Annotated in this window: 16 protein-coding genes, 2 tRNA genes and 3 rRNA genes; 11 read left to right on the top strand and 10 right to left on the bottom strand. The window is 40.2% G+C overall.

What is annotated here, in order from left to right:
• The first annotated feature begins 50 nt into the window (after positions 1–50).
• Positions 51–743 (top strand): RadC family protein, encoded by a 693-nt coding sequence (radC, locus tag AC5YC8_RS11315; protein ID WP_496164596.1) that lies wholly within the window; start codon positions 51–53, stop codon positions 741–743.
• A 72-nt stretch (positions 744–815) separates the two neighbouring features.
• Positions 816–1,727: a bestrophin family protein gene (locus AC5YC8_RS11310; protein ID WP_496120009.1), complete on the top strand. Its 912-nt coding sequence runs from the start codon at positions 816–818 to the stop codon at positions 1,725–1,727.
• A gap of 124 nt (positions 1,728–1,851) precedes the next feature.
• Here AC5YC8_RS11310 and AC5YC8_RS11305 read toward each other — a convergent pair whose 3' ends face one another.
• Positions 1,852–2,703 carry a PHP domain-containing protein gene (locus tag AC5YC8_RS11305; protein ID WP_496164645.1) on the bottom strand — a complete coding sequence of 284 codons (852 nt, stop codon included), beginning with the start codon at positions 2,701–2,703 and terminating at the stop codon, positions 1,852–1,854.
• Positions 2,704–2,748: 45 nt separating this feature from the next.
• Here AC5YC8_RS11305 and AC5YC8_RS11300 point away from each other — a divergent pair, with 45 nt between their 5' ends.
• From AC5YC8_RS11300 to mnmC, 4 genes are read left to right on the top strand one after another with little or no spacing between them, the layout of a single operon-like run.
• Positions 2,749–3,360: a septation protein IspZ gene (locus AC5YC8_RS11300; RefSeq protein ID WP_496164595.1), complete on the top strand. Its 612-nt coding sequence runs from the start codon at positions 2,749–2,751 to the stop codon at positions 3,358–3,360.
• A gap of 29 nt (positions 3,361–3,389) precedes the next feature.
• A complete protein-coding gene (locus tag AC5YC8_RS11295; RefSeq protein WP_496120013.1) occupies positions 3,390–3,692 on the top strand; it encodes a YciI family protein in 303 nt (100 codons plus the stop codon).
• Positions 3,693–3,697: 5 nt separating this feature from the next.
• Positions 3,698–4,198, top strand: a complete 501-nt coding sequence (locus AC5YC8_RS11290) for an SH3 domain-containing protein (RefSeq protein WP_496120014.1) — start codon at positions 3,698–3,700, stop codon at positions 4,196–4,198.
• A 37-nt stretch (positions 4,199–4,235) separates the two neighbouring features.
• A complete protein-coding gene (mnmC, locus tag AC5YC8_RS11285; protein ID WP_496164594.1) occupies positions 4,236–6,179 on the top strand; it encodes a bifunctional tRNA (5-methylaminomethyl-2-thiouridine)(34)-methyltransferase MnmC2/FAD-dependent 5-carboxymethylaminomethyl-2-thiouridine(34) oxidoreductase MnmC1 in 1,944 nt (647 codons plus the stop codon).
• Between the two features lie 56 nt (positions 6,180–6,235).
• Here the strand turns inward: mnmC and AC5YC8_RS11280 are convergent, their stop codons facing one another.
• Positions 6,236–6,550 (bottom strand): rhodanese-like domain-containing protein, encoded by a 315-nt coding sequence (locus tag AC5YC8_RS11280; RefSeq protein ID WP_496120017.1) that lies wholly within the window; start codon positions 6,548–6,550, stop codon positions 6,236–6,238.
• Between the two features lie 91 nt (positions 6,551–6,641).
• Between AC5YC8_RS11280 and AC5YC8_RS11275 the strand changes: the two genes are divergently transcribed.
• Entirely contained in the window at positions 6,642–7,130 is a 489-nt protein-coding gene (locus AC5YC8_RS11275) for a YajQ family cyclic di-GMP-binding protein (protein ID WP_496120019.1), read from the top strand.
• Positions 7,131–7,155: 25 nt separating this feature from the next.
• Entirely contained in the window at positions 7,156–7,659 is a 504-nt protein-coding gene (locus AC5YC8_RS11270; protein WP_496164593.1) for a DUF4442 domain-containing protein, read from the top strand.
• Between the two features lie 42 nt (positions 7,660–7,701).
• Here the strand turns inward: AC5YC8_RS11270 and AC5YC8_RS11265 are convergent, their stop codons facing one another.
• The 3 genes from AC5YC8_RS11265 to AC5YC8_RS11255 form a co-directional block, all read right to left on the bottom strand.
• Complete coding sequence (locus AC5YC8_RS11265; protein ID WP_496120036.1) at positions 7,702–8,070, bottom strand: acyl-CoA thioesterase; 369 nt, start codon at positions 8,068–8,070, stop codon at positions 7,702–7,704.
• 72 nt (positions 8,071–8,142) lie between these two features.
• Positions 8,143–8,574, bottom strand: coding sequence for a thioredoxin TrxC (gene trxC / locus AC5YC8_RS11260; RefSeq protein WP_496164592.1), 432 nt, complete (start codon positions 8,572–8,574; stop codon positions 8,143–8,145).
• Entirely contained in the window at positions 8,575–9,471 is an 897-nt protein-coding gene (locus AC5YC8_RS11255) for an alpha/beta hydrolase (protein WP_496164591.1), read from the bottom strand. It abuts the gene before it with no gap.
• A gap of 136 nt (positions 9,472–9,607) precedes the next feature.
• Here AC5YC8_RS11255 and AC5YC8_RS11250 point away from each other — a divergent pair, with 136 nt between their 5' ends.
• The 3 genes from AC5YC8_RS11250 to AC5YC8_RS11240 all read left to right on the top strand — a co-directional run bounded on the left by AC5YC8_RS11250 (position 9,608) and on the right by AC5YC8_RS11240 (position 11,942).
• Positions 9,608–9,943, top strand: coding sequence for a protein tyrosine phosphatase family protein (locus AC5YC8_RS11250; protein ID WP_496164590.1), 336 nt, complete (start codon positions 9,608–9,610; stop codon positions 9,941–9,943).
• On the top strand, positions 9,936–10,358 hold the full coding sequence (locus AC5YC8_RS11245; RefSeq protein ID WP_496120028.1) for a protein tyrosine phosphatase family protein: 423 nt from the start codon (positions 9,936–9,938) through the stop codon (positions 10,356–10,358). The genes AC5YC8_RS11250 and AC5YC8_RS11245 overlap by 8 nt, the downstream gene beginning before the upstream one ends.
• Before the next feature lie 207 nt (positions 10,359–10,565).
• Entirely contained in the window at positions 10,566–11,942 is a 1,377-nt protein-coding gene (locus AC5YC8_RS11240) for a dihydrolipoyl dehydrogenase (RefSeq protein ID WP_496164589.1), read from the top strand.
• Positions 11,943–12,069: 127 nt separating this feature from the next.
• Here AC5YC8_RS11240 and rrf read toward each other — a convergent pair.
• The 5 genes from rrf to AC5YC8_RS11215 form a co-directional block, all read right to left on the bottom strand.
• A 5S ribosomal RNA gene (gene rrf, locus AC5YC8_RS11235) occupies positions 12,070–12,184 on the bottom strand.
• A 195-nt stretch (positions 12,185–12,379) separates the two neighbouring features.
• A 23S ribosomal RNA gene (locus AC5YC8_RS11230) occupies positions 12,380–15,270 on the bottom strand.
• Positions 15,271–15,606: 336 nt separating this feature from the next.
• Positions 15,607–15,682 (bottom strand) — tRNA-Ala (locus tag AC5YC8_RS11225).
• 60 nt (positions 15,683–15,742) lie between these two features.
• Positions 15,743–15,819: transfer RNA gene (locus tag AC5YC8_RS11220), tRNA-Ile, on the bottom strand.
• A 61-nt stretch (positions 15,820–15,880) separates the two neighbouring features.
• Positions 15,881–17,418: ribosomal RNA gene (locus tag AC5YC8_RS11215) — 16S ribosomal RNA — on the bottom strand.
• The 16S, 23S and 5S rRNA genes sit together here with 2 tRNA genes alongside, the layout of an rRNA operon.
• Positions 17,419–17,540: the final 122 nt, after the last annotated feature.

Genomic DNA, 17,540 nt, shown 5'->3' with positions numbered 1-17,540 from the left:
ATATGACTTGGAAAAATTTCTTAAATTTATAATAAATAAGTCTTAAAACAATGAATTTTTCTATTAAAAATTGGCCTGAACAAGAACGACCACGTGAGCGTCTAATCCAACAAGGTGCTGCAAGCTTATCTGATGCGGAGTTACTTGCCATCTTTTTACGTTCAGGTTCACAGCAACATTCTGCCGTTGAATTAGCGAGAATATTAATTCAACATTTTGGAGATATCACCTCTTTATTAGATGCATCCTTAGATGATGTTAAGTGCTTCCATGGCATAGGAAATACAAAGTATGCACAATTAATGGCAGTTAAAGAATTAGGACGTCGTTATATTTCTCAACACTTAAAGCAAGAAAAATTGGAACTCAGTAATTCGAAATTATTACTCGATTTTCTAAAGTTTGAACTTTTAGGTGAGGTACAAGAAGTCTTTGCCGTTTTATGCCTAGATGCCAATTTACGTAAAATCGCCTTTAAAAAATTATTTTATGGCTCTGTTAATTCTTGTGAAATATCAATTAATCAATTACTGCGTTTTTCTATTAGCCATAACACAACATCTATTGTCATAGCGCATAATCATCCTTTTGGTTTAGCACAACCCTCTACAGCCGATTTAATACTGACACAAAAAATTAAGAAAGCTTGTGAAATGGTCGAAATACAGCTAATTGACCATTGCATTATTTCCCCTCATGGTACATTTTCTTTTGCTGAACAAAATCTTCTAACATCGGGTTAAGCTTTGTTAATCGTATTGACAAATCATGCCTAAGCCATGAAGATCAACCCAAAATAGTGATGATTCTAATAAATGATTATTCGAGAACAGGCTAACGTATTTAAACTTCTATTTTCATGGAAAGGTACTATTCTGCCTAAGGTATTGCCTCCTTTAGGTGTTGTTGTTTTACTTTCTACGATCGTGGGTGGTTTATCTTATATCGGTTTCTTTAATTTTCCAGAATTACCACTTGTAGGTTTTACGCTCATTGGTGTTGTTCTCTCTATTTTTTTAGGTTTTAAAAACTCTGCTTGTTATGACCGTTGGTGGGAAGCTCGTAAACTTTGGGGCTTACTCATTGCCAATGCGCGCCATTTTGACCGTGATTGTCGTATGCTTAGCCAAGGTCGTCGTGAGCGTGTAATTCAACATGTTATTGTCTTTGCAAATGTCCTGCGAGATCGACTTCGTCATCAAACAGCAAATCCAACTGAACTTGTAGAAACCAGTGGGATGAGCCAACAAGCACTGACGCAGCTATATCAGCAAGTCAATGCACCGCAATACACCTTAAGCCTTATTCAATGGGAATTGATGCAAGCTCAAAAAGACGGTGAAATTTCCGATATTATTTACACACAAATGAATAACCATGTAACAGAATTAAGTTTAGTTCAAACAGGTTGTGATCGTATTGCAACGACACCATTGCCTTTTGCCTACTCTGTTTTGCTCAATCGAACCGTTTATTTCTTCTGTTTTATGCTGCCGTTTAGCTTGGGTTCTACATTAGGTTTAGCTACACCACTTTTAGTGGGTATTTTGGCGTATACATTTTTAGGGCTAGATGCGCTCAGTTCTGAAATTGAAGAACCATTTGGTACGCAAAGTAATGACTTACCGTTAGATGCGATGGTGCGAACAATTGAAATTGAACTTTTAGGAACTTTAGGAAAACCGACTCCGCCACCTATTCAAGCGCAAGATCATAATTTACTGTAATCTTTTAACTTCCCCCTAACTCAAGCAATATTTGTTGACCACTACAACTCCTCCCCCTTAAAAAGAGAGGGAGTGCCTGCTCTGCGCTATATGTAGCTCAGGGAGAATGCTTAAATAAGGGAAATTAAATAAAACTTTCCCAAATTCCAATTTGCCCTTCTTTTAAGCGTGGAATATTACCAAGTTTAATCCATGGCATATTGTCACCATGAAAATCACTTCCAACCGAAACTTTCAAATTATATTCGGCAATCATGCGATCTACCATTTGACGAGTAGATGCAGGTTCTATTGCTGGTGGTAGCTCAACAGCATCTCCACCAAATTTGGCAAATATTTCGATTAAATAACGAATATTGGTTGCAGATAAATCGTAACGCGTAGGATGGGCAAGTACAGCAAAACCACCACTTTGATGAATCACATCAATGGTTTCTTCTAAGCCTAAACCATCAAATTTTACGTAGGCTTTTTTACCCTCTTTAATGTATTTATCGAAAGCTTGCTGCGGACGGCTTACATAACCTTTTTCAACTAATGTTTTTGCAATGTGAGTTCGTGTAACACGATCAGGAATATTATCGACCTTAGCAACAACATCTAAATAAATATCTTCCCCAATTAAAGGAATGAGTAAATCACAAATCTTTTTAGCACGTTCGGCACGAATTATTTTTTGTTGTTCGAGTAATGCATGCAAAGGTGCAAGGTTTTGCATATTTAGCGCAACCACATGAACACCATAGCTTTTTTTTGTTGTAGGTCGTGACCATTGGCTTGAAATTTCTACCCCTGAAATAATTTTAAGCGCATTACCTTCTATAGCTTGCTCAGCAAGGCTTAAGCCATCCATAGTGTCATGGTCAGTTAACGCTAAAGTATGAATCCCTTTCTCTATTGCTGCATGCACAAGTTGCTCTGGAGACAAAGTTCCATCAGAAATATTACTATGTGTATGTAAATCTATGCCTTGCATCACTTATACTATGTCAATTATTTAATCAGATTCAGATACTCTAACATGAAAGCACTTTTAGACTTTGTGCCACTCATTATTTTCTTTTATTTATATAAAACGGTAGACCCGAAAAATACTGAGCATCCACTCTTACAATTTATTGGTTCAGCTGGTGGTGTAGATAATAATAATATTCTTGTTGCAACAACAGGTTTAATGTTTTCAATGCTCGTTGTATATGGCGCAATGTTTTTTATTCAGAAATTCCGTTTAGACAAACAGCAATGGATTGTCTTATTTATGACGGTTATTTTTGGTGGCATTACACTTATGCTTTCAGATGATTTTTACATCAAACTTAAAGCAGCATTACTCAATTTAGTTTTCTCTGGTGCTTTTTTACTTTCACCATTTTTTATGAAAGACAAAAAGCCTCTTATTCAGCGTTTATTTGGCCCTGTTTTTAATTTAACAGAAAAAGGTTGGAAAAATTTAAACTACGCATGGGCTGCAATGTTTGCTGTGATGTCATTTTTGCATGTGTTTTTTGCTTTTATTTTCGCAAATGGAAAATATTGGGGTGAATTCACTGCATTTGGTGACATGATTGTGATGTTTTCCTTTATTATTATTCAGTTTATTGTATTACGAAAATACTTTAAGTCTTCTGAATAACAATTTTGCTAGAAGAATCGGATTAAATCATGCCATTATTCGTCGTAAGCTGTACAGATAATGAAGGTACAGTAGAAAAACGCTTAGCCACTCGCCCTCAACATTTAGAGCGATTACAAAAATTAGATGATGAAGGTCGTTTAATTGTTGCTGGGGCTATGCCTAAAGATCCAAGTAATCCTCAAGCGGGCTTTTACGGTAGTACTATTATTGTCGATTTTGACAGCCGTGAAGCGCTTGATGCATGGTTGGCTGAAGAACCATTTTTAAAAGAAGGTGTTTATAGTCATATTGACGTTAAACCTTTCAATAAAGCATTTCCTAAAGGGTAAGGTATATGCGTATCGTTGTTTCTAGTGCATTAAGTTTCTTTTTCCTTTGTTCAACTGCTTGGGCAGTTGAACCACCTACCCAAACTGCTCCTGCTCCAACGCCTGCGGTTACGGTGGCACAGAATCCTTTACAACCGATTCCTGCGAATAAACCAACGACTACGCGTAATCCTATTATAGGAAATACTCCGCAAGATATTGAGAACAAAAAGCTTACTGCCGAGCAAATTGCAAAAAATAAAGTGTTACATGAAGCGAAAGTCAAAGCATTAGTGAATGACCAAGCAACACGTTTACAGCAGTTAGAAAAAGCAAACTTAGATGCTTTAACCCAAAACCAAGAATTACAGTTAAAAAATGATAATTTAGGTGTTCAGGTTCAAGTACTTCAAAGCGAACGTAGTGCCCAAATGTTTTTATATGGCGCAACAACACTAGCTGTTGGCGTGCTATTAGGCTTCTTAATTGCAAGTTATGTATATGCGAAGCGTCGTCGTCAGTGGTAAGCTAACTTTTTATTTTCAATGAAAGGTTGTGTGAGTTTTGTCTAACGCAATTCAAACTGCTGATCTCGATTGGCAACTTGTAGATGGCATTGATATTCCTGTCTCTAAACAATTTGGTGATGTTTATTTCTCAAAAGATAATGGTCTTTTAGAAACTCGCCATGTGTTCTTAAACGGCAATGATTTGCCAGAGCGTTTAGCACAATTACAAGATTTTGAATATTTTAGCGTAGGTGAAACAGGCTTTGGTACTGGGCTAAATATTTTAGCTTTATGGCAACTTTGGCAACAAGTTCGTCCAAATAATAATAGCCATCTTCATGCAATTTCAGTCGAAAAATTTCCACTTACAAAAGATGATTTAATTCGTGCCTTAAATGTATGGCCTGAGTTAAGCCATCTTGCAAAATCACTGATTGAGCAATACCCACTTCCAATTGCAGGCTGTCACCGTTTGTCATTTCCTGAAGAACGCTTTTCTTTAGATTTATGGCTAGGTGATGCACATGATGTTTTCCCTGCTATGGAAAAAACTCATCATGTGAATGCTTGGTTTTTAGATGGTTTCGCACCGTCGTGTAATCCAGATCTGTGGGAAGAAAATGTTTTAAATAACATTGTTCGCCTTTCAACAATCGGAACAACTCTTTCTTCATTTAGTGTTGCAGGCGTTTTGAAACGTGGTTTAAAACAACATGGTATTTCAATTTCTCGCCCACGCGGTTTCCGTCATAAACGTGAAATGCTAAAAGCAATTTGGGCAGCACCTGAATCACTCGAAAATGTATGTGTTTCAGAACAAAAGTTCGAAAACTTAGAATTAAATCAAAAAAAATTTACATCTAAGTTAAAGACACCATTTCAACAACGTCAAATCGCCATAATTGGCGCAGGAATAGCAGGTTTAAGCACAGCATGGGGATTTGCTCAGCGCGGACATAAAGTTGCTATTTACGACAAATCAGCGCCTTTAGCTGGCGGTTCAGGCAACCCTCTTGCCCTCCTCAACCCAAAGCTATGTCCAATTGAACAAAGCTCGGAACATTTAATGACTTTGGCTTGGCAACACGCCATTCGCCACTATAAGCAATTTACAGCTTTTCGTCCTATTCAAGTCAATCAATTAGCGCTTAAAAATGCTGAAGATTTATTCGCATTATCTAATGAATATCCATCTAATATTTTAAAAGCACAATCTGCAACGGATCATCCACTTAAAACTACGTTTCCAAGTTTAAACTTATTGGAAGCAGGTGCCGTTTCACCGCATCAACTACGTGACGCGATATTGCAACACCCACTTATTGAATTTCAACAAGCGCAAATCAGCCAAATCAAACCCTCTGAAAATTTCGTTACGTTATTTGAAGAAGATAAAACCCTCATCCAGGCTGATCATGTGATTGTTTGTACTGCGCGTGAAACACAAAACTTCTTTGAAAATTACCCTGTTTTAAAACCTATTCGGGGGCAAGTCAGTTGGGTAAACAATTGCAACCAACCTTTGGCCTTAACTCAAGCACATAGTTATGGTGGTTATTGCATGCAGTTAAATGCAGATCATCTCATTTTAGGGGCTTCTTTTTATCCGAATCGTGATGATGATAAGGTGCTACTTGAAGATCATGTTCATAACTATGAACTTATCCACAGCGTATTTCCTGAATATGCAGAAAACTTAGCAGATATTTCAAGTTGGCAAGGAAGAGCTTCTGTACGTGCTCAAAGTCAGGATTATTTTCCTGTGCTTGGAAAAATGAAAAATGAAGATGAAATCTATAGTTTTGCAGGATTAGGTTCTAAAGGTTTTCTATTTGCACCTCTCTGCACTGAAATTTTAATCTCTCAAATTTTAAGTGAAGCTTGTCCAGTTCCTTCAAGTCTAATCAAAAAATTGAGTCCTACTCGTTTTCAAAAGAAAGTAAAAGCAAAGAAACCTTATTTTAAGGCAAATGATCAAGCTCAGAACCTAACTAAATAATTGCTCTTCTAAATCAATAAAAAAGCGCCTTTCGGCGCTTTTTTTAAGTTAAGGGATTAAGCCCCCTCAACCAAAGGTAAACCTGCATCACGAGCTGCACGTGTACCCCCCATAAGAACAATGTATTCACGCTGACTATCAAAACCATCAAGTAGTTCAGCAGCGCGAGGGGCTTTACTACCACCACCACATAAAATATAAATCGGTTGATCCGTTGCTACCTGAGTAAGGCTTTCAGCTGATAAATCGTTAATTGGTTTATTTACAGCACCGTTAACGTGTGCTTCAGCGTATGCCTTAGCATCGCGAACATCCCAAATAATTGCGTTTTTTGGGAACTCAAATGTAGTAATTTCTATTTTACGGATCATTGTGCACTCCTTTGTTGTAAAGAACACTTGGCAAATGAAGAAAACATCCCTAGCATCTCAGATATTCTTTCCATTTGTAAAGGTCTAAACTATGCCATCTTTTGATATTGTTTCAGAATTAGAAATTTTTGAAGTAAATCATGCAGTTCAAAATACTCAAAAGGAAATCGGAACACGTTTCGACTTCCGTGGTCAAGATGTTTCTATTGAACTAAGCGAAAAAAATAAAGAAATCAAAATTTCAACAGAAAGTGATTTCCAATGCGAGCAAGTTTATAGCATGCTTGAAAACCATTTCTTTAAACGTAAAGTTGATATTCAAGCACTTGATCCACAAAAAATGACAGCATCAGGTAAAAACATCATTCAAGTGATTAAACTGAAAGATGGTCTTGACTCTGATACTGCAAAAAAAATTAATAAAGCCATTAAAGAAAGCGGCATTAAAGCGCAATCTTCTATTCAAGGCGATAAAATTCGTGTGACAGATAAAAAACGCGATACCTTACAGCAAATTATGGCGTTCCTAAAAGAACAGCAATTTGGTGTGCCTTTGCAGTTCAATAATTTTAAAGACTAAGGCGAGTTTGCCCAAAGAGAACACTATGACTCAGACCAATCGTTTATCTAAACTTGTAAAAACAACGTCTAAATTCCCCAAAAGAATTCGTAATACGTTGTGGAGTCGAGCTTTTGGTCGAGTCGTTCCCATGGTGGGTACGGCAAAAATTCAATATTTAGAAATGCACGCCAACAAAGTGGTCGTTAAAATTGAAAACCACAAAGGTATGCAAAATCATATTGGACAAATTCATGCATGTGCAATGGCACTTATTGCTGAAACAGCCACAGGATTTGTGACTGCAATGAATGTTCCTGACACAGCAATTGTACTCATTAAAAGCTTTAAAGTTGACTTTAAACGCCCAACTAAAGGTGCTATGACGGCTGTCGCAACATTAACGGCTGATCAGCAACAACTTATGCAAACCTCAACTAAAGGTGAAACTTTAGTGGCTGTGTCTGTAACAGACGAAAGTAATGAAGAGCCTATTCTATGTGAAATGCTTTGGGCATGGATCTCTAAAGATCAGCTGAAAAAGAACTAGTCTTTAAAATAAAAAATCCCAGATATGAATCTGGGATTTTTTTTAATTATTCTGAGTTTCAGCATGTTTAAGCTTAACTTCTTCAGGAATTTGACGCTTATTGCCTTTTACATCTACAGCAACAAAAGTGAATACACCTTCCGTGACACGTTTTGCTTCACGTGAACTATCGTGGCTATCCCAAACTTCAATTTGCATTTGAATTGAGGTATTACCTACTTTTAAAATTTTGGTGTAACAACTAATCACATCCCCTACTTTTACAGGTACAAGGAATGTCATCTGATTAATTGAAATTGTTGCACAACGTCCTTTACTAAAACGCTCTGCATGAATCGCACCAGCCAAATCCATTTGCGACACAATCCAACCACCAAATACATCGCCACTCCAGTTAGTATCTGCTGGCATTGCGATTGTTTGAAGGGATAGAGTACCTTCAGGCTTTACATGAGAATCTGACACGTTCACTCCAAATTGAGTTTATTTATGGGCATCTAACTGCTGATCTAACCATTGTTGTAGCTCAGTAGATCGAAGTGCTCCACTTATTCTAGCAATTTCGTTGGTTTTATTCATTAAAACTAAGGTTGGAATGCTACGAATATTAAATGCAGCACTTAATCTTGGATTTGCTTCAGTATCAATTTTAGCAAAAACTACATTCGGATACTGCTTTGCAACTTGTGCAAAGTGCGGAGCCATCATTTTACAAGGACCACACCATTCTGCCCATAAATCAATAAATACAGGCAAATCACTATTGCTAATAAAATGACTAAAATTTTGCTCATTTAATTCTATAGGTGCTAGTGTAATTAATGCATTATGACACTGACCACAAGAAGGGTTTTTGAAAAAATTTTCTTCAGCCACTCTATTTTTTGCACCACATTCAGGGCATACAATAATCATTTAACGAACTCCTAAATGCTGTTGTAGAAATTGTAATTGAGTTGAAATTGCTTTTTCAAACCATTCTCCATGAAAAATATCATAATGTTTCATCTTCCATTCATGATATTCAACATAAGGTGCAATATTTGTAACCGTTTCACGGCTAGACTCTATAGGAACAACACTATCTTGCAATGCTGCAATAAATAAAACTGGTATCTTAATTTGCCGTACAACTTGTATGGGTCTATAGCGCATCAAGCTGAATAAGGCTCTTGCCGGAATCTCGCCACTCCAAAAATAGTCGAGATCTAAAATAGATAAAAAACCTTCATAACTATCATTTGACGGCATAAAACTAAATTCTGTTGTATCTATTACTGGCAGTGTTTTAGGTAACATTCCGACTTTAGCCCCCATATAATCTTGAGTCGAAATTTTCAAAGCAGCGGGTAATTGATGTAGTGGATATTGCTTAACGCTTGTCGCACCATCCACATAAGGTACTTGAGCAATGATCGCTTTAATATTTGGTAAAGATGCAGCTAAAGATAAAACATAGCCACCACTTAATCCTACACCCCACAAAACCATTCGTTCTGCATCAATAGACTGACGTTCACTTAAATGGGAAATCATCGTGCGCCAATCATCTAGCTGAGCTTTTAAAGAAACTAATTCACGTGGGCGTCCTGTACTTCCCCCCCAATATCGATAATCAAATAAAACAACTGCGTAGCCTGATCGAGCAAATTTTTTAGCAAATTGAACCAATTTAAAGTGACGTAAAGCAGCCAAACCATGTGCCATAACAATAACAGGAGGTTTTTCTATATTTTTAGGATGATAAAAGTCCGCAGCAATGACATCTTGCCCACTTTTCACATATAAGGGATCTACGGTATAAGCGAACATATACGCTCCATTGCAATGTTTTAATTATCTATATGCATAAAAACTTATCTTAAAAATAAAAGAACAATACGTTCCTTTTTCATCATAATGCTATCATAAAGTATAAAATGTATTGATGAACTTATGGAGTAATGAAATGAGTGAAAATGTAGGATTTGCAGGTCAAATTGCACCAGAACACATATCTCAAGTTGTTGAAAAAGGCTTTAAATCGATTGTTAATAATCGTCCAGATATGGAAGGCGGTCCAGATCAACCAACAAGTGCTCAAATTGAAGAAGCTGCTCGCACTGCTGGCTTAGATTATGTTCATCAGCCTGTTGTAGCAGGTCAAATCACCGAGCTAGATGTACGTACATTTGCTAATCATTATAATGAATTACCAAAACCGATCCTAATGTTCTGTCGTACTGGCAACCGTTCAAATAATCTGTTTCAACTTGCAAAACAAATGGATTTATTGGATGACTAATCAGGTCTTCAAAAGACTCCTTTGTTGTTTACTTTTTTGCTTTTCAACCACAATTTTTGCTGAAAATGATTTAAGTAAATCACTAACCAATAAAGTTAGTGTTACGGGACAAATGACCTCCGAAAAATTTAGTCAACTTATGCAACAAGGTTTTAAATCTGTTGTTGTAAATAGACCAGATGAGGAAGAGGGAAACAACATTAAAGTTAGTGAATTAAGAGAAATTGCGGAACGTCAGCATGTTAGCGTAATTTACCAACCTGTCACGAGCGGTAAAATTACTCAAACAGACATTCAGGAATTTGCCAAATATTATAATGAACTACCAAAACCAATTTTAATGGTTTGCCGTAGCGGAACTCGCTCTAGTACATTATTCAATCAAGCAAATTCACAAGGCTTACTTCATGAATAAACTTCTTATCGTACTTATTTGCTCTGTATCTCTCTTTGGGTGTAGCTCTATGGAGCTTAAACCTACCGTTGGAATTACAATGGGTACAACAATATAGTCAGCAATAAAAACGGCAATTCATTGCCGTTTTTATTTACAAATAAGCATAATTCTAGCTGCCAAATATGATATGAATAAGATCAGCCTATTCAAAACATTTTATTCATTATGTATGACATCATTATTATCGGTGCTGGAACGGCAGGTATTGCAGCATATAAAGAAGCTATCAAATTCACACAAAATATTCTAATTATTAACGATGGAGCATGGGATACGACATGTGCCCGAGTCGGTTGCATGCCAAGTAAAGTCCTTATTTCGACAGCAAATCGAATATATGATATTCAACATGCTGAAGAAGTATCCTTACAAGTCAATGCAAATATTGACACTTCAAATGTAATGAATCATGTCCGAAAACTACGAGATCGTTTTACAACAGCAACCATTAAAGATGTAGACAATTGGCCCAATGAACACAAAGTTTCAGGCAAAGCATCTTTTAAAAATACCAATACAGTTCTAGTGAATGAAAAAGAATATCAAGCAAAGTCATTTATTATTGCTGTTGGTTCTACACCAAGTTATGACCAAAACTGGAAAGATGAACTAGGTGAGCGCTTAATTACATCCGATCAGATTTTCGAATTAGAAACTCTTCCAAAATCGATAGCAGTTATTGGTAGTGGAGTCATTGCGATTGAACTTGCTCAAGCAATGCATCGTTTAGGTGTAGAAACCACCATTTTTGCAAGAAGTCTTAGAGTTGGCTCATTAACAAGTCCAAACTTACAAAAATTAGCACAAAAAGTCTTAAGTGAAGAGCTTAATATTAAATTTGAAGTTTTACCCGACTTAGTGAAAAAAACTAAAGATGGCATTAATATTCAATTTAGCGAACTCGGTGAATCTAAAAATATAAGTGTAGATTATTTACTTATCGCAACAGGGCGTAGAAGTTATTTAAGTACATTAAACCTCAGTAATATTTCAGAAAAATTTAAAGATATTAAGAATCTAGAAGTCGACTCAAAAACTAAACAACTTACTGATTTACCTATATTTATTACAGGTGATGCATTAACTACTACACCTCTACAGCACGAAGCAGCAAATGAAGCTCGAGGTGCTGTTCATAATTGTTTAAATTATCCACAGGTTAAAAATATTAAAACACTAACACCTCTCGGAATTGTATTTAGTTCACCTGAAATGGCGACAGCAGGCCAAAGCTATAAGCTATTAAAAACTCAAAATATCGACTTTATTACTGGCTTTGTTTCTTATGAAAAGCAAGGACGTGCAATTGTTTTAGGTAAAAATAAAGGTGCTATTGAGATCTATGTTGATAAAGCAACAAAAAAACTTTTAGGCGCTGAGTTATTTGTAGACTCAGCCGAACATATGGCACATCTACTTTCATGGATGATACATCAAGGTGTAACTCTAGATGATGTACTTGATCAAGCTTACTATCACCCAACACTAGAAGAAGGATTAAGAACTGCATTCAAACATGCGAAAAGGCAACTAAATACCTAAATGATATTTTTCGCATAAATCCCGATCTACTCGGGATTTATTACTTTCCCTTTAGTACTTCTTCTGTTTCCCCTGATAAAAAAACACCCCCTTAGGCATTAAGCTAAGGGGGTGTTTTGAATTAATGAGCTGGCGATGACTTACTCTCACATGGGTAACCCCACACTACCATCAGCGCTAAGAGGTTTCACTTCTGAGTTCGGGAAGGGATCAGGTGGTTCACTCTTGCTATTGTCGCCAGCACAACTGTTTATGGACTTATTCGGGTCTTATTTACATCAAATGATGTATGCCTTACTTCGTACCAAATAGAATTCATTAACAGATTATTTGAGTTAAAGTATAAGTTCTAGCGTATTCTGAATCAAGATCAGTCAGTGTTGACTGTTTGGTTTTGAATCGATTTCAGCTTTATACAACAACTGTTTGGGTGTTGTATAGTCAAGCCTCACGAGCAATTAGTATTGGTCAGCTTCACATATCACTATGCTTCCACATCCAACCTATCAACGTCGTAGTCTTCAACGGCTCTTTAGAGGAATAAATTCCTAGGGAAATCTTATCTTGAGGTAGGCTTCCCGCTTAGATGCTTTCAGCGGTTATCCCTTCCGAACATAGCTACCCGGCGATGCGACTGGCGTCACAACCGGTACACCAGAGGTTCGTCCACTCTGGTCCTCTCGTACTAGGAGCAGATCCTCTCAAATTTCCAACGCCCACGGTAGATAGGGACCGAACTGTCTCACGACGTTCTAAACCCAGCTCGCGTACCTCTTTAAATGGCGAACAGCCATACCCTTGGGACCTGCTTCAGCCCCAGGATGAGATGAGCCGACATCGAGGTGCCAAACACCGCCGTCGATATGAACTCTTGGGCGGTATCAGCCTGTTATCCCCAGAGTACCTTTTATCCGTTGAGCGATGGCCCTTCCATACAGAACCACCGGATCACTAAGACCTACTTTCGTACCTGCTCGACTTGTGGGTCTCGCAGTTAAGCGCGCTTTTGCCTTTATACTCTACGCGTGATTTCCGACCACGCTGAGCGCACCTTCGTACTCCTCCGTTACTCTTTAGGAGGAGACCGCCCCAGTCAAACTACCCACCAGACATGGTCCTCGCTCCAGATTATGGAGCAGAGTTAGAACCTCAATATTACCAGGGTGGTATTTCAAGATTGGCTCCACCGAAACTAGCGTCTCGGTTTCAAAGCCTCCCACCTATCCTACACAAGTAAGATCAAAGTTCAATGTCAAGCTGCAGTAAAGGTTCACGGGGTCTTTCCGTCTAGCCGCGGGTACACCGCATCTTCACGGCGAATTCGATTTCACTGAGTCTCTGCTGGAGACAGCGCCCCCATCATTATGCCATTCGTGCAGGTCGGAACTTACCCGACAAGGAATTTCGCTACCTTAGGACCGTTATAGTTACGGCCGCCGTTTACTGGGGCTTCGATCAAGAGCTTCGCTTACGCTAACCCCATCAATTAACCTTCCAGCACCGGGCAGGCATCACACCCTATACGTCCACTTTCGTGTTTGCAGAGTGCTATGTTTTTAATAAACAGTTGCAGGGGCCTGGTTTCTGTGGCTGTCAATAGCTCAGGAAGCAAGTTCCATCACCGTCAACAGCGTACCTTCTCCCGAAGTTACGGTACCATTTTGCCTAGTTCCTTCAGCAGAGTTCTCTCAAGCGCTTTGGTCTACTCGACCTGACCACCTGTGTCGGTTTCGGGTACGATTCCAGTGTAACTGAAGCTTAGAGACTTTTCCTGGAAGTATGGTATCAGCCACTTCGCTAGTAAACTAGCTTGCTATCAGATCTCAGCATAGAGCACCCCGGATTTGCCTAAGATGCATGCCTACTTCCTTCCACCTGGACAACCAACGCCAGGCTGACTTAACCTTCTCCGTCCTCTCATCGCATTACACTGAAGTATTGGAATATTAACCAATTTCCCATCGACTACGCCTCTCGGCCTCGCCTTAGGGGTCGACTCACCCAGCCCCGATTAACGTTGGACTGGAACCCTTGGTCTTTCAGCGTGCGAGTTTTTCACTCGCATTGTCGTTACTCACGTCAGCATTCGCACTTCTGATACCTCCAGCATGCTTCTCAACACACCTTCATCGGCTTACAGAACGCTCCCCTACCACTTGCAATAAATTGCAAATCCGCAGCTTCGGCATATAGTTTTAGCCCCGTTACATCTTCCGCGCAGGCCGACTCGACTAGTGAGCTATTACGCTTTCTTTAAAGGGTGGCTGCTTCTAAGCCAACCTCCTAGCTGTCTATGCCTTCCCACATCGTTTCCCACTTAACTATAATTTTGGGGCCTTAGCTGGCGGTCTGGATTGTTTTCCTCTTGACTACGGACGTTAGCACCCGCAGTCTGTCTCCCGGATAGTACTCATTGGTATTCGGAGTTTGCATCGGTTTGGTAAGTCGGGATGACCCCCTAGCCGAAACAGTGCTCTACCCCCAATGGTATTCGTCCGAGGCGCTACCTAAATAGCTTTCGGGGAGAACCAGCTATCACCGAGTTTGATTAGCCTTTCACCCCTATCCACAAGTCATCCCCTGGCTTTTCAACGACAGTGGGTTCGGTCCTCCAGTTAGTGTTACCCAACCTTCAACCTGCTCATGGATAGATCACCCGGTTTCGGGTCTATACCCAGCAACTAAACGCCCTATTAAGACTCGATTTCTCTACGGCTCCCCTATACGGTTAACCTCGCTACTGAATATAAGTCGCTGACCCATTATACAAAAGGTACGCAGTCACCGAACAAGTCGGCTCCCACTGCTTGTATGCATGCGGTTTCAGGATCTATTTCACTCCCCTCACAGGGGTTCTTTTCGCCTTTCCCTCACGGTACTGGTTCACTATCGGTCAGTCAGGAGTATTTAGCCTTGGAGGATGGTCCCCCCATATTCAGACAAGGTTTCACGTGCCTCGCCCTACTCGACATCATCATATAAGCCCTTTCGTGTACAGGACTATCACCCACTATGGTTGCACTTCCCAGAGCATTCCACTAGAACTTATATGACTTAATGGGCTGTTCCCCGTTCGCTCGCCGCTACTGAGGGAATCTCAATTGATTTCTTTTCCTAAGGGTACTGAGATGTTTCACTTCCCCTCGTTCGCCTCATAAACCTATGTATTCAGTTTATGATACCTACCTTATGGTAAGTGGGTTTCCCCATTCAGAAATCTCCGGATCACAGGATATTTGCCGCCTCCCCGGAGCTTATCGCAGGCTATTACGTCTTTCATCGCCTCTGACTGCCAAGGCATCCACCACATGCACTTAATTACTTGACTATACAACCCCAAACAGTCGTTAACCCTTACAAGTTAGGTTAGCAACAGAGCTTGTCTTACGACTTGCTCATACAGTTGGCGTCTTGTGCATTTAAGCACCGTACAGCTTCAATTAGATTCATATACCAAAACGCTTGATTCAGTTAATTTCGCTAGTACTCATTCTTTCTTTCGATTGAATGAGCATGAACAAATTATTTCAACTCAAATATATTCTGTTAATGATTAATCTAGCCTTCGTCAGGTCTAGACGCTGTGATAAATCACAGAACTTAATAAACAAGATCTTCGATCTCTTTTACTAAATTCTATAATCTAGCAACTTATCTTAATGTATGGTGGAGACTAGGAGAGTCGAACTCCTGACCTCCTGCGTGCAAAGCAGGCGCTCTACCAACTAAGCTAAGTCCCCAGCTTATCATATAGATTCGATGTCTCTGTGTTCTGTACTAATTGCTTAGGTAATCAGATTTGGTGGGTCTGACAAGACTTGAACTTGTGACCCCACGCTTATCAAGCGTGTGCTCTAACCAACTGAGCTACAGACCCTCAGATACATCTTCATGAAGAACAACTTGTTGTGGATTCTTACCAATCGTCAATCTTTCGTTAAGGAGGTGATCCAGCCGCAGGTTCCCCTACGGCTACCTTGTTACGACTTCACCCCAGTCGTCGGCCACACCGTGGTAAGCGTCCTCCTTGCGGTTAGACTACCTACTTCTGGTGCAACAAACTCCCATGGTGTGACGGGCGGTGTGTACAAGGCCCGGGAACGTATTCACCGCGGCATTCTGATCCGCGATTACTAGCGATTCCGACTTCACGCAGTCGAGTTGCAGACTGCGATCCGGACTACGATCGGCTTTTTGAGATTAGCATCCTCTCGCGAGGTAGCAACCCTTTGTACCGACCATTGTAGCACGTGTGTAGCCCTGGTCGTAAGGGCCATGATGACTTGACGTCGTCCCCGCCTTCCTCCAGTTTGTCACTGGCAGTATCCTTAAAGTTCCCACCCGAAGTGCTGGCAAATAAGGAAAAGGGTTGCGCTCGTTGCGGGACTTAACCCAACATCTCACGACACGAGCTGACGACAGCCATGCAGCACCTGTATGTAAGCTCCCGAAGGCACCAATCCATCTCTGGAAAGTTCTTACTATGTCAAGACCAGGTAAGGTTCTTCGCGTTGCATCGAATTAAACCACATGCTCCACCGCTTGTGCGGGCCCCCGTCAATTCATTTGAGTTTTAGTCTTGCGACCGTACTCCCCAGGCGGTCTACTTATCGCGTTAGCTGCGCCACTAAAGCCTCAAAGGCCCCAACGGCTAGTAGACATCGTTTACGGCATGGACTACCAGGGTATCTAATCCTGTTTGCTCCCCATGCTTTCGTACCTCAGCGTCAGTATTAGGCCAGATGGCTGCCTTCGCCATCGGTATTCCTCCAGATCTCTACGCATTTCACCGCTACACCTGGAATTCTACCATCCTCTCCCATACTCTAGCTTCCCAGTATCGAATGCAATTCCTAAGTTAAGCTCAGGGATTTCACATCCGACTTAAAAAGCCGCCTACGTACGCTTTACGCCCAGTAAATCCGATTAACGCTCGCACCCTCTGTATTACCGCGGCTGCTGGCACAGAGTTAGCCGGTGCTTATTCTGCGAGTAACGTCCAAGCATCTAGAGTATTAATCTAGAGCTCCTCCTCCTCGCTTAAAGTGCTTTACAACCAAAAGGCCTTCTTCACACACGCGGCATGGCTGGATCAGGGTTCCCCCCATTGTCCAATATTCCCCACTGCTGCCTCCCGTAGGAGTCTGGGCCGTGTCTCAGTCCCAGTGTGGCGGATCATCCTCTCAGACCCGCTACAGATCGTCGCCTTGGTAGGCCTTTACCCCACCAACTAGCTAATCTGACTTAGGCTCATCTATTAGCGCAAGGTCCGAAGATCCCCTGCTTTCCCCCGTAGGGCGTATGCGGTATTAGCAGCCGTTTCCAACTGTTGTCCCCCACTAATAGGCAGATTCCTAAGCATTACTCACCCGTCCGCCGCTAGAAATCAGTAGCAAGCTACCTATTCCCGCTCGACTTGCATGTGTTAAGCCTGCCGCCAGCGTTCAATCTGAGCCATGATCAAACTCTTCAGTTTAAAATCAGTAGTACCTTTAAAGGGTACCAATCTTGGCTCATCAATTTTCTGACAAATATTTCTCAAATAAACTTCGAGTAATTTCTACCATTAAATCAATGAAAATAATTTCGATTGATCAA

This window comes from Acinetobacter sp. FY731 (genome assembly GCF_059515905.1).
Note: the sequence above shows the minus strand (reverse complement) of the source record. Positions and strands in the feature narration are given on the sequence as shown.

What these genes read in the sequence shown, in the direction of transcription:
- radC (WP_496164596.1), top strand. Translation starts at nt 51, where the DNA reads ATGAATTTTTCTATTAAAAATTGGCCTGAACAAGAACGACCACGTGAG.
- AC5YC8_RS11310 (WP_496120009.1), top strand. Translation starts at nt 816, where the DNA reads ATGATTATTCGAGAACAGGCTAACGTATTTAAACTTCTATTTTCATGG.
- AC5YC8_RS11305 (WP_496164645.1), bottom strand. Translation starts at nt 2,703, where the DNA reads ATGCAAGGCATAGATTTACATACACATAGTAATATTTCTGATGGAACT.
- AC5YC8_RS11300 (WP_496164595.1), top strand. Translation starts at nt 2,749, where the DNA reads ATGAAAGCACTTTTAGACTTTGTGCCACTCATTATTTTCTTTTATTTA.
- AC5YC8_RS11295 (WP_496120013.1), top strand. Translation starts at nt 3,390, where the DNA reads ATGCCATTATTCGTCGTAAGCTGTACAGATAATGAAGGTACAGTAGAA.
- AC5YC8_RS11290 (WP_496120014.1), top strand. Translation starts at nt 3,698, where the DNA reads ATGCGTATCGTTGTTTCTAGTGCATTAAGTTTCTTTTTCCTTTGTTCA.
- AC5YC8_RS11280 (WP_496120017.1), bottom strand. Translation starts at nt 6,550, where the DNA reads ATGATCCGTAAAATAGAAATTACTACATTTGAGTTCCCAAAAAACGCA.
- AC5YC8_RS11275 (WP_496120019.1), top strand. Translation starts at nt 6,642, where the DNA reads ATGCCATCTTTTGATATTGTTTCAGAATTAGAAATTTTTGAAGTAAAT.
- AC5YC8_RS11270 (WP_496164593.1), top strand. Translation starts at nt 7,156, where the DNA reads ATGACTCAGACCAATCGTTTATCTAAACTTGTAAAAACAACGTCTAAA.
- AC5YC8_RS11265 (WP_496120036.1), bottom strand. Translation starts at nt 8,070, where the DNA reads ATGCCAGCAGATACTAACTGGAGTGGCGATGTATTTGGTGGTTGGATT.
- trxC (WP_496164592.1), bottom strand. Translation starts at nt 8,574, where the DNA reads ATGATTATTGTATGCCCTGAATGTGGTGCAAAAAATAGAGTGGCTGAA.
- AC5YC8_RS11255 (WP_496164591.1), bottom strand. Translation starts at nt 9,471, where the DNA reads ATGTTCGCTTATACCGTAGATCCCTTATATGTGAAAAGTGGGCAAGAT.
- AC5YC8_RS11250 (WP_496164590.1), top strand. Translation starts at nt 9,608, where the DNA reads ATGAGTGAAAATGTAGGATTTGCAGGTCAAATTGCACCAGAACACATA.
- AC5YC8_RS11245 (WP_496120028.1), top strand. Translation starts at nt 9,936, where the DNA reads ATGACTAATCAGGTCTTCAAAAGACTCCTTTGTTGTTTACTTTTTTGC.
- AC5YC8_RS11240 (WP_496164589.1), top strand. Translation starts at nt 10,566, where the DNA reads ATGTATGACATCATTATTATCGGTGCTGGAACGGCAGGTATTGCAGCA.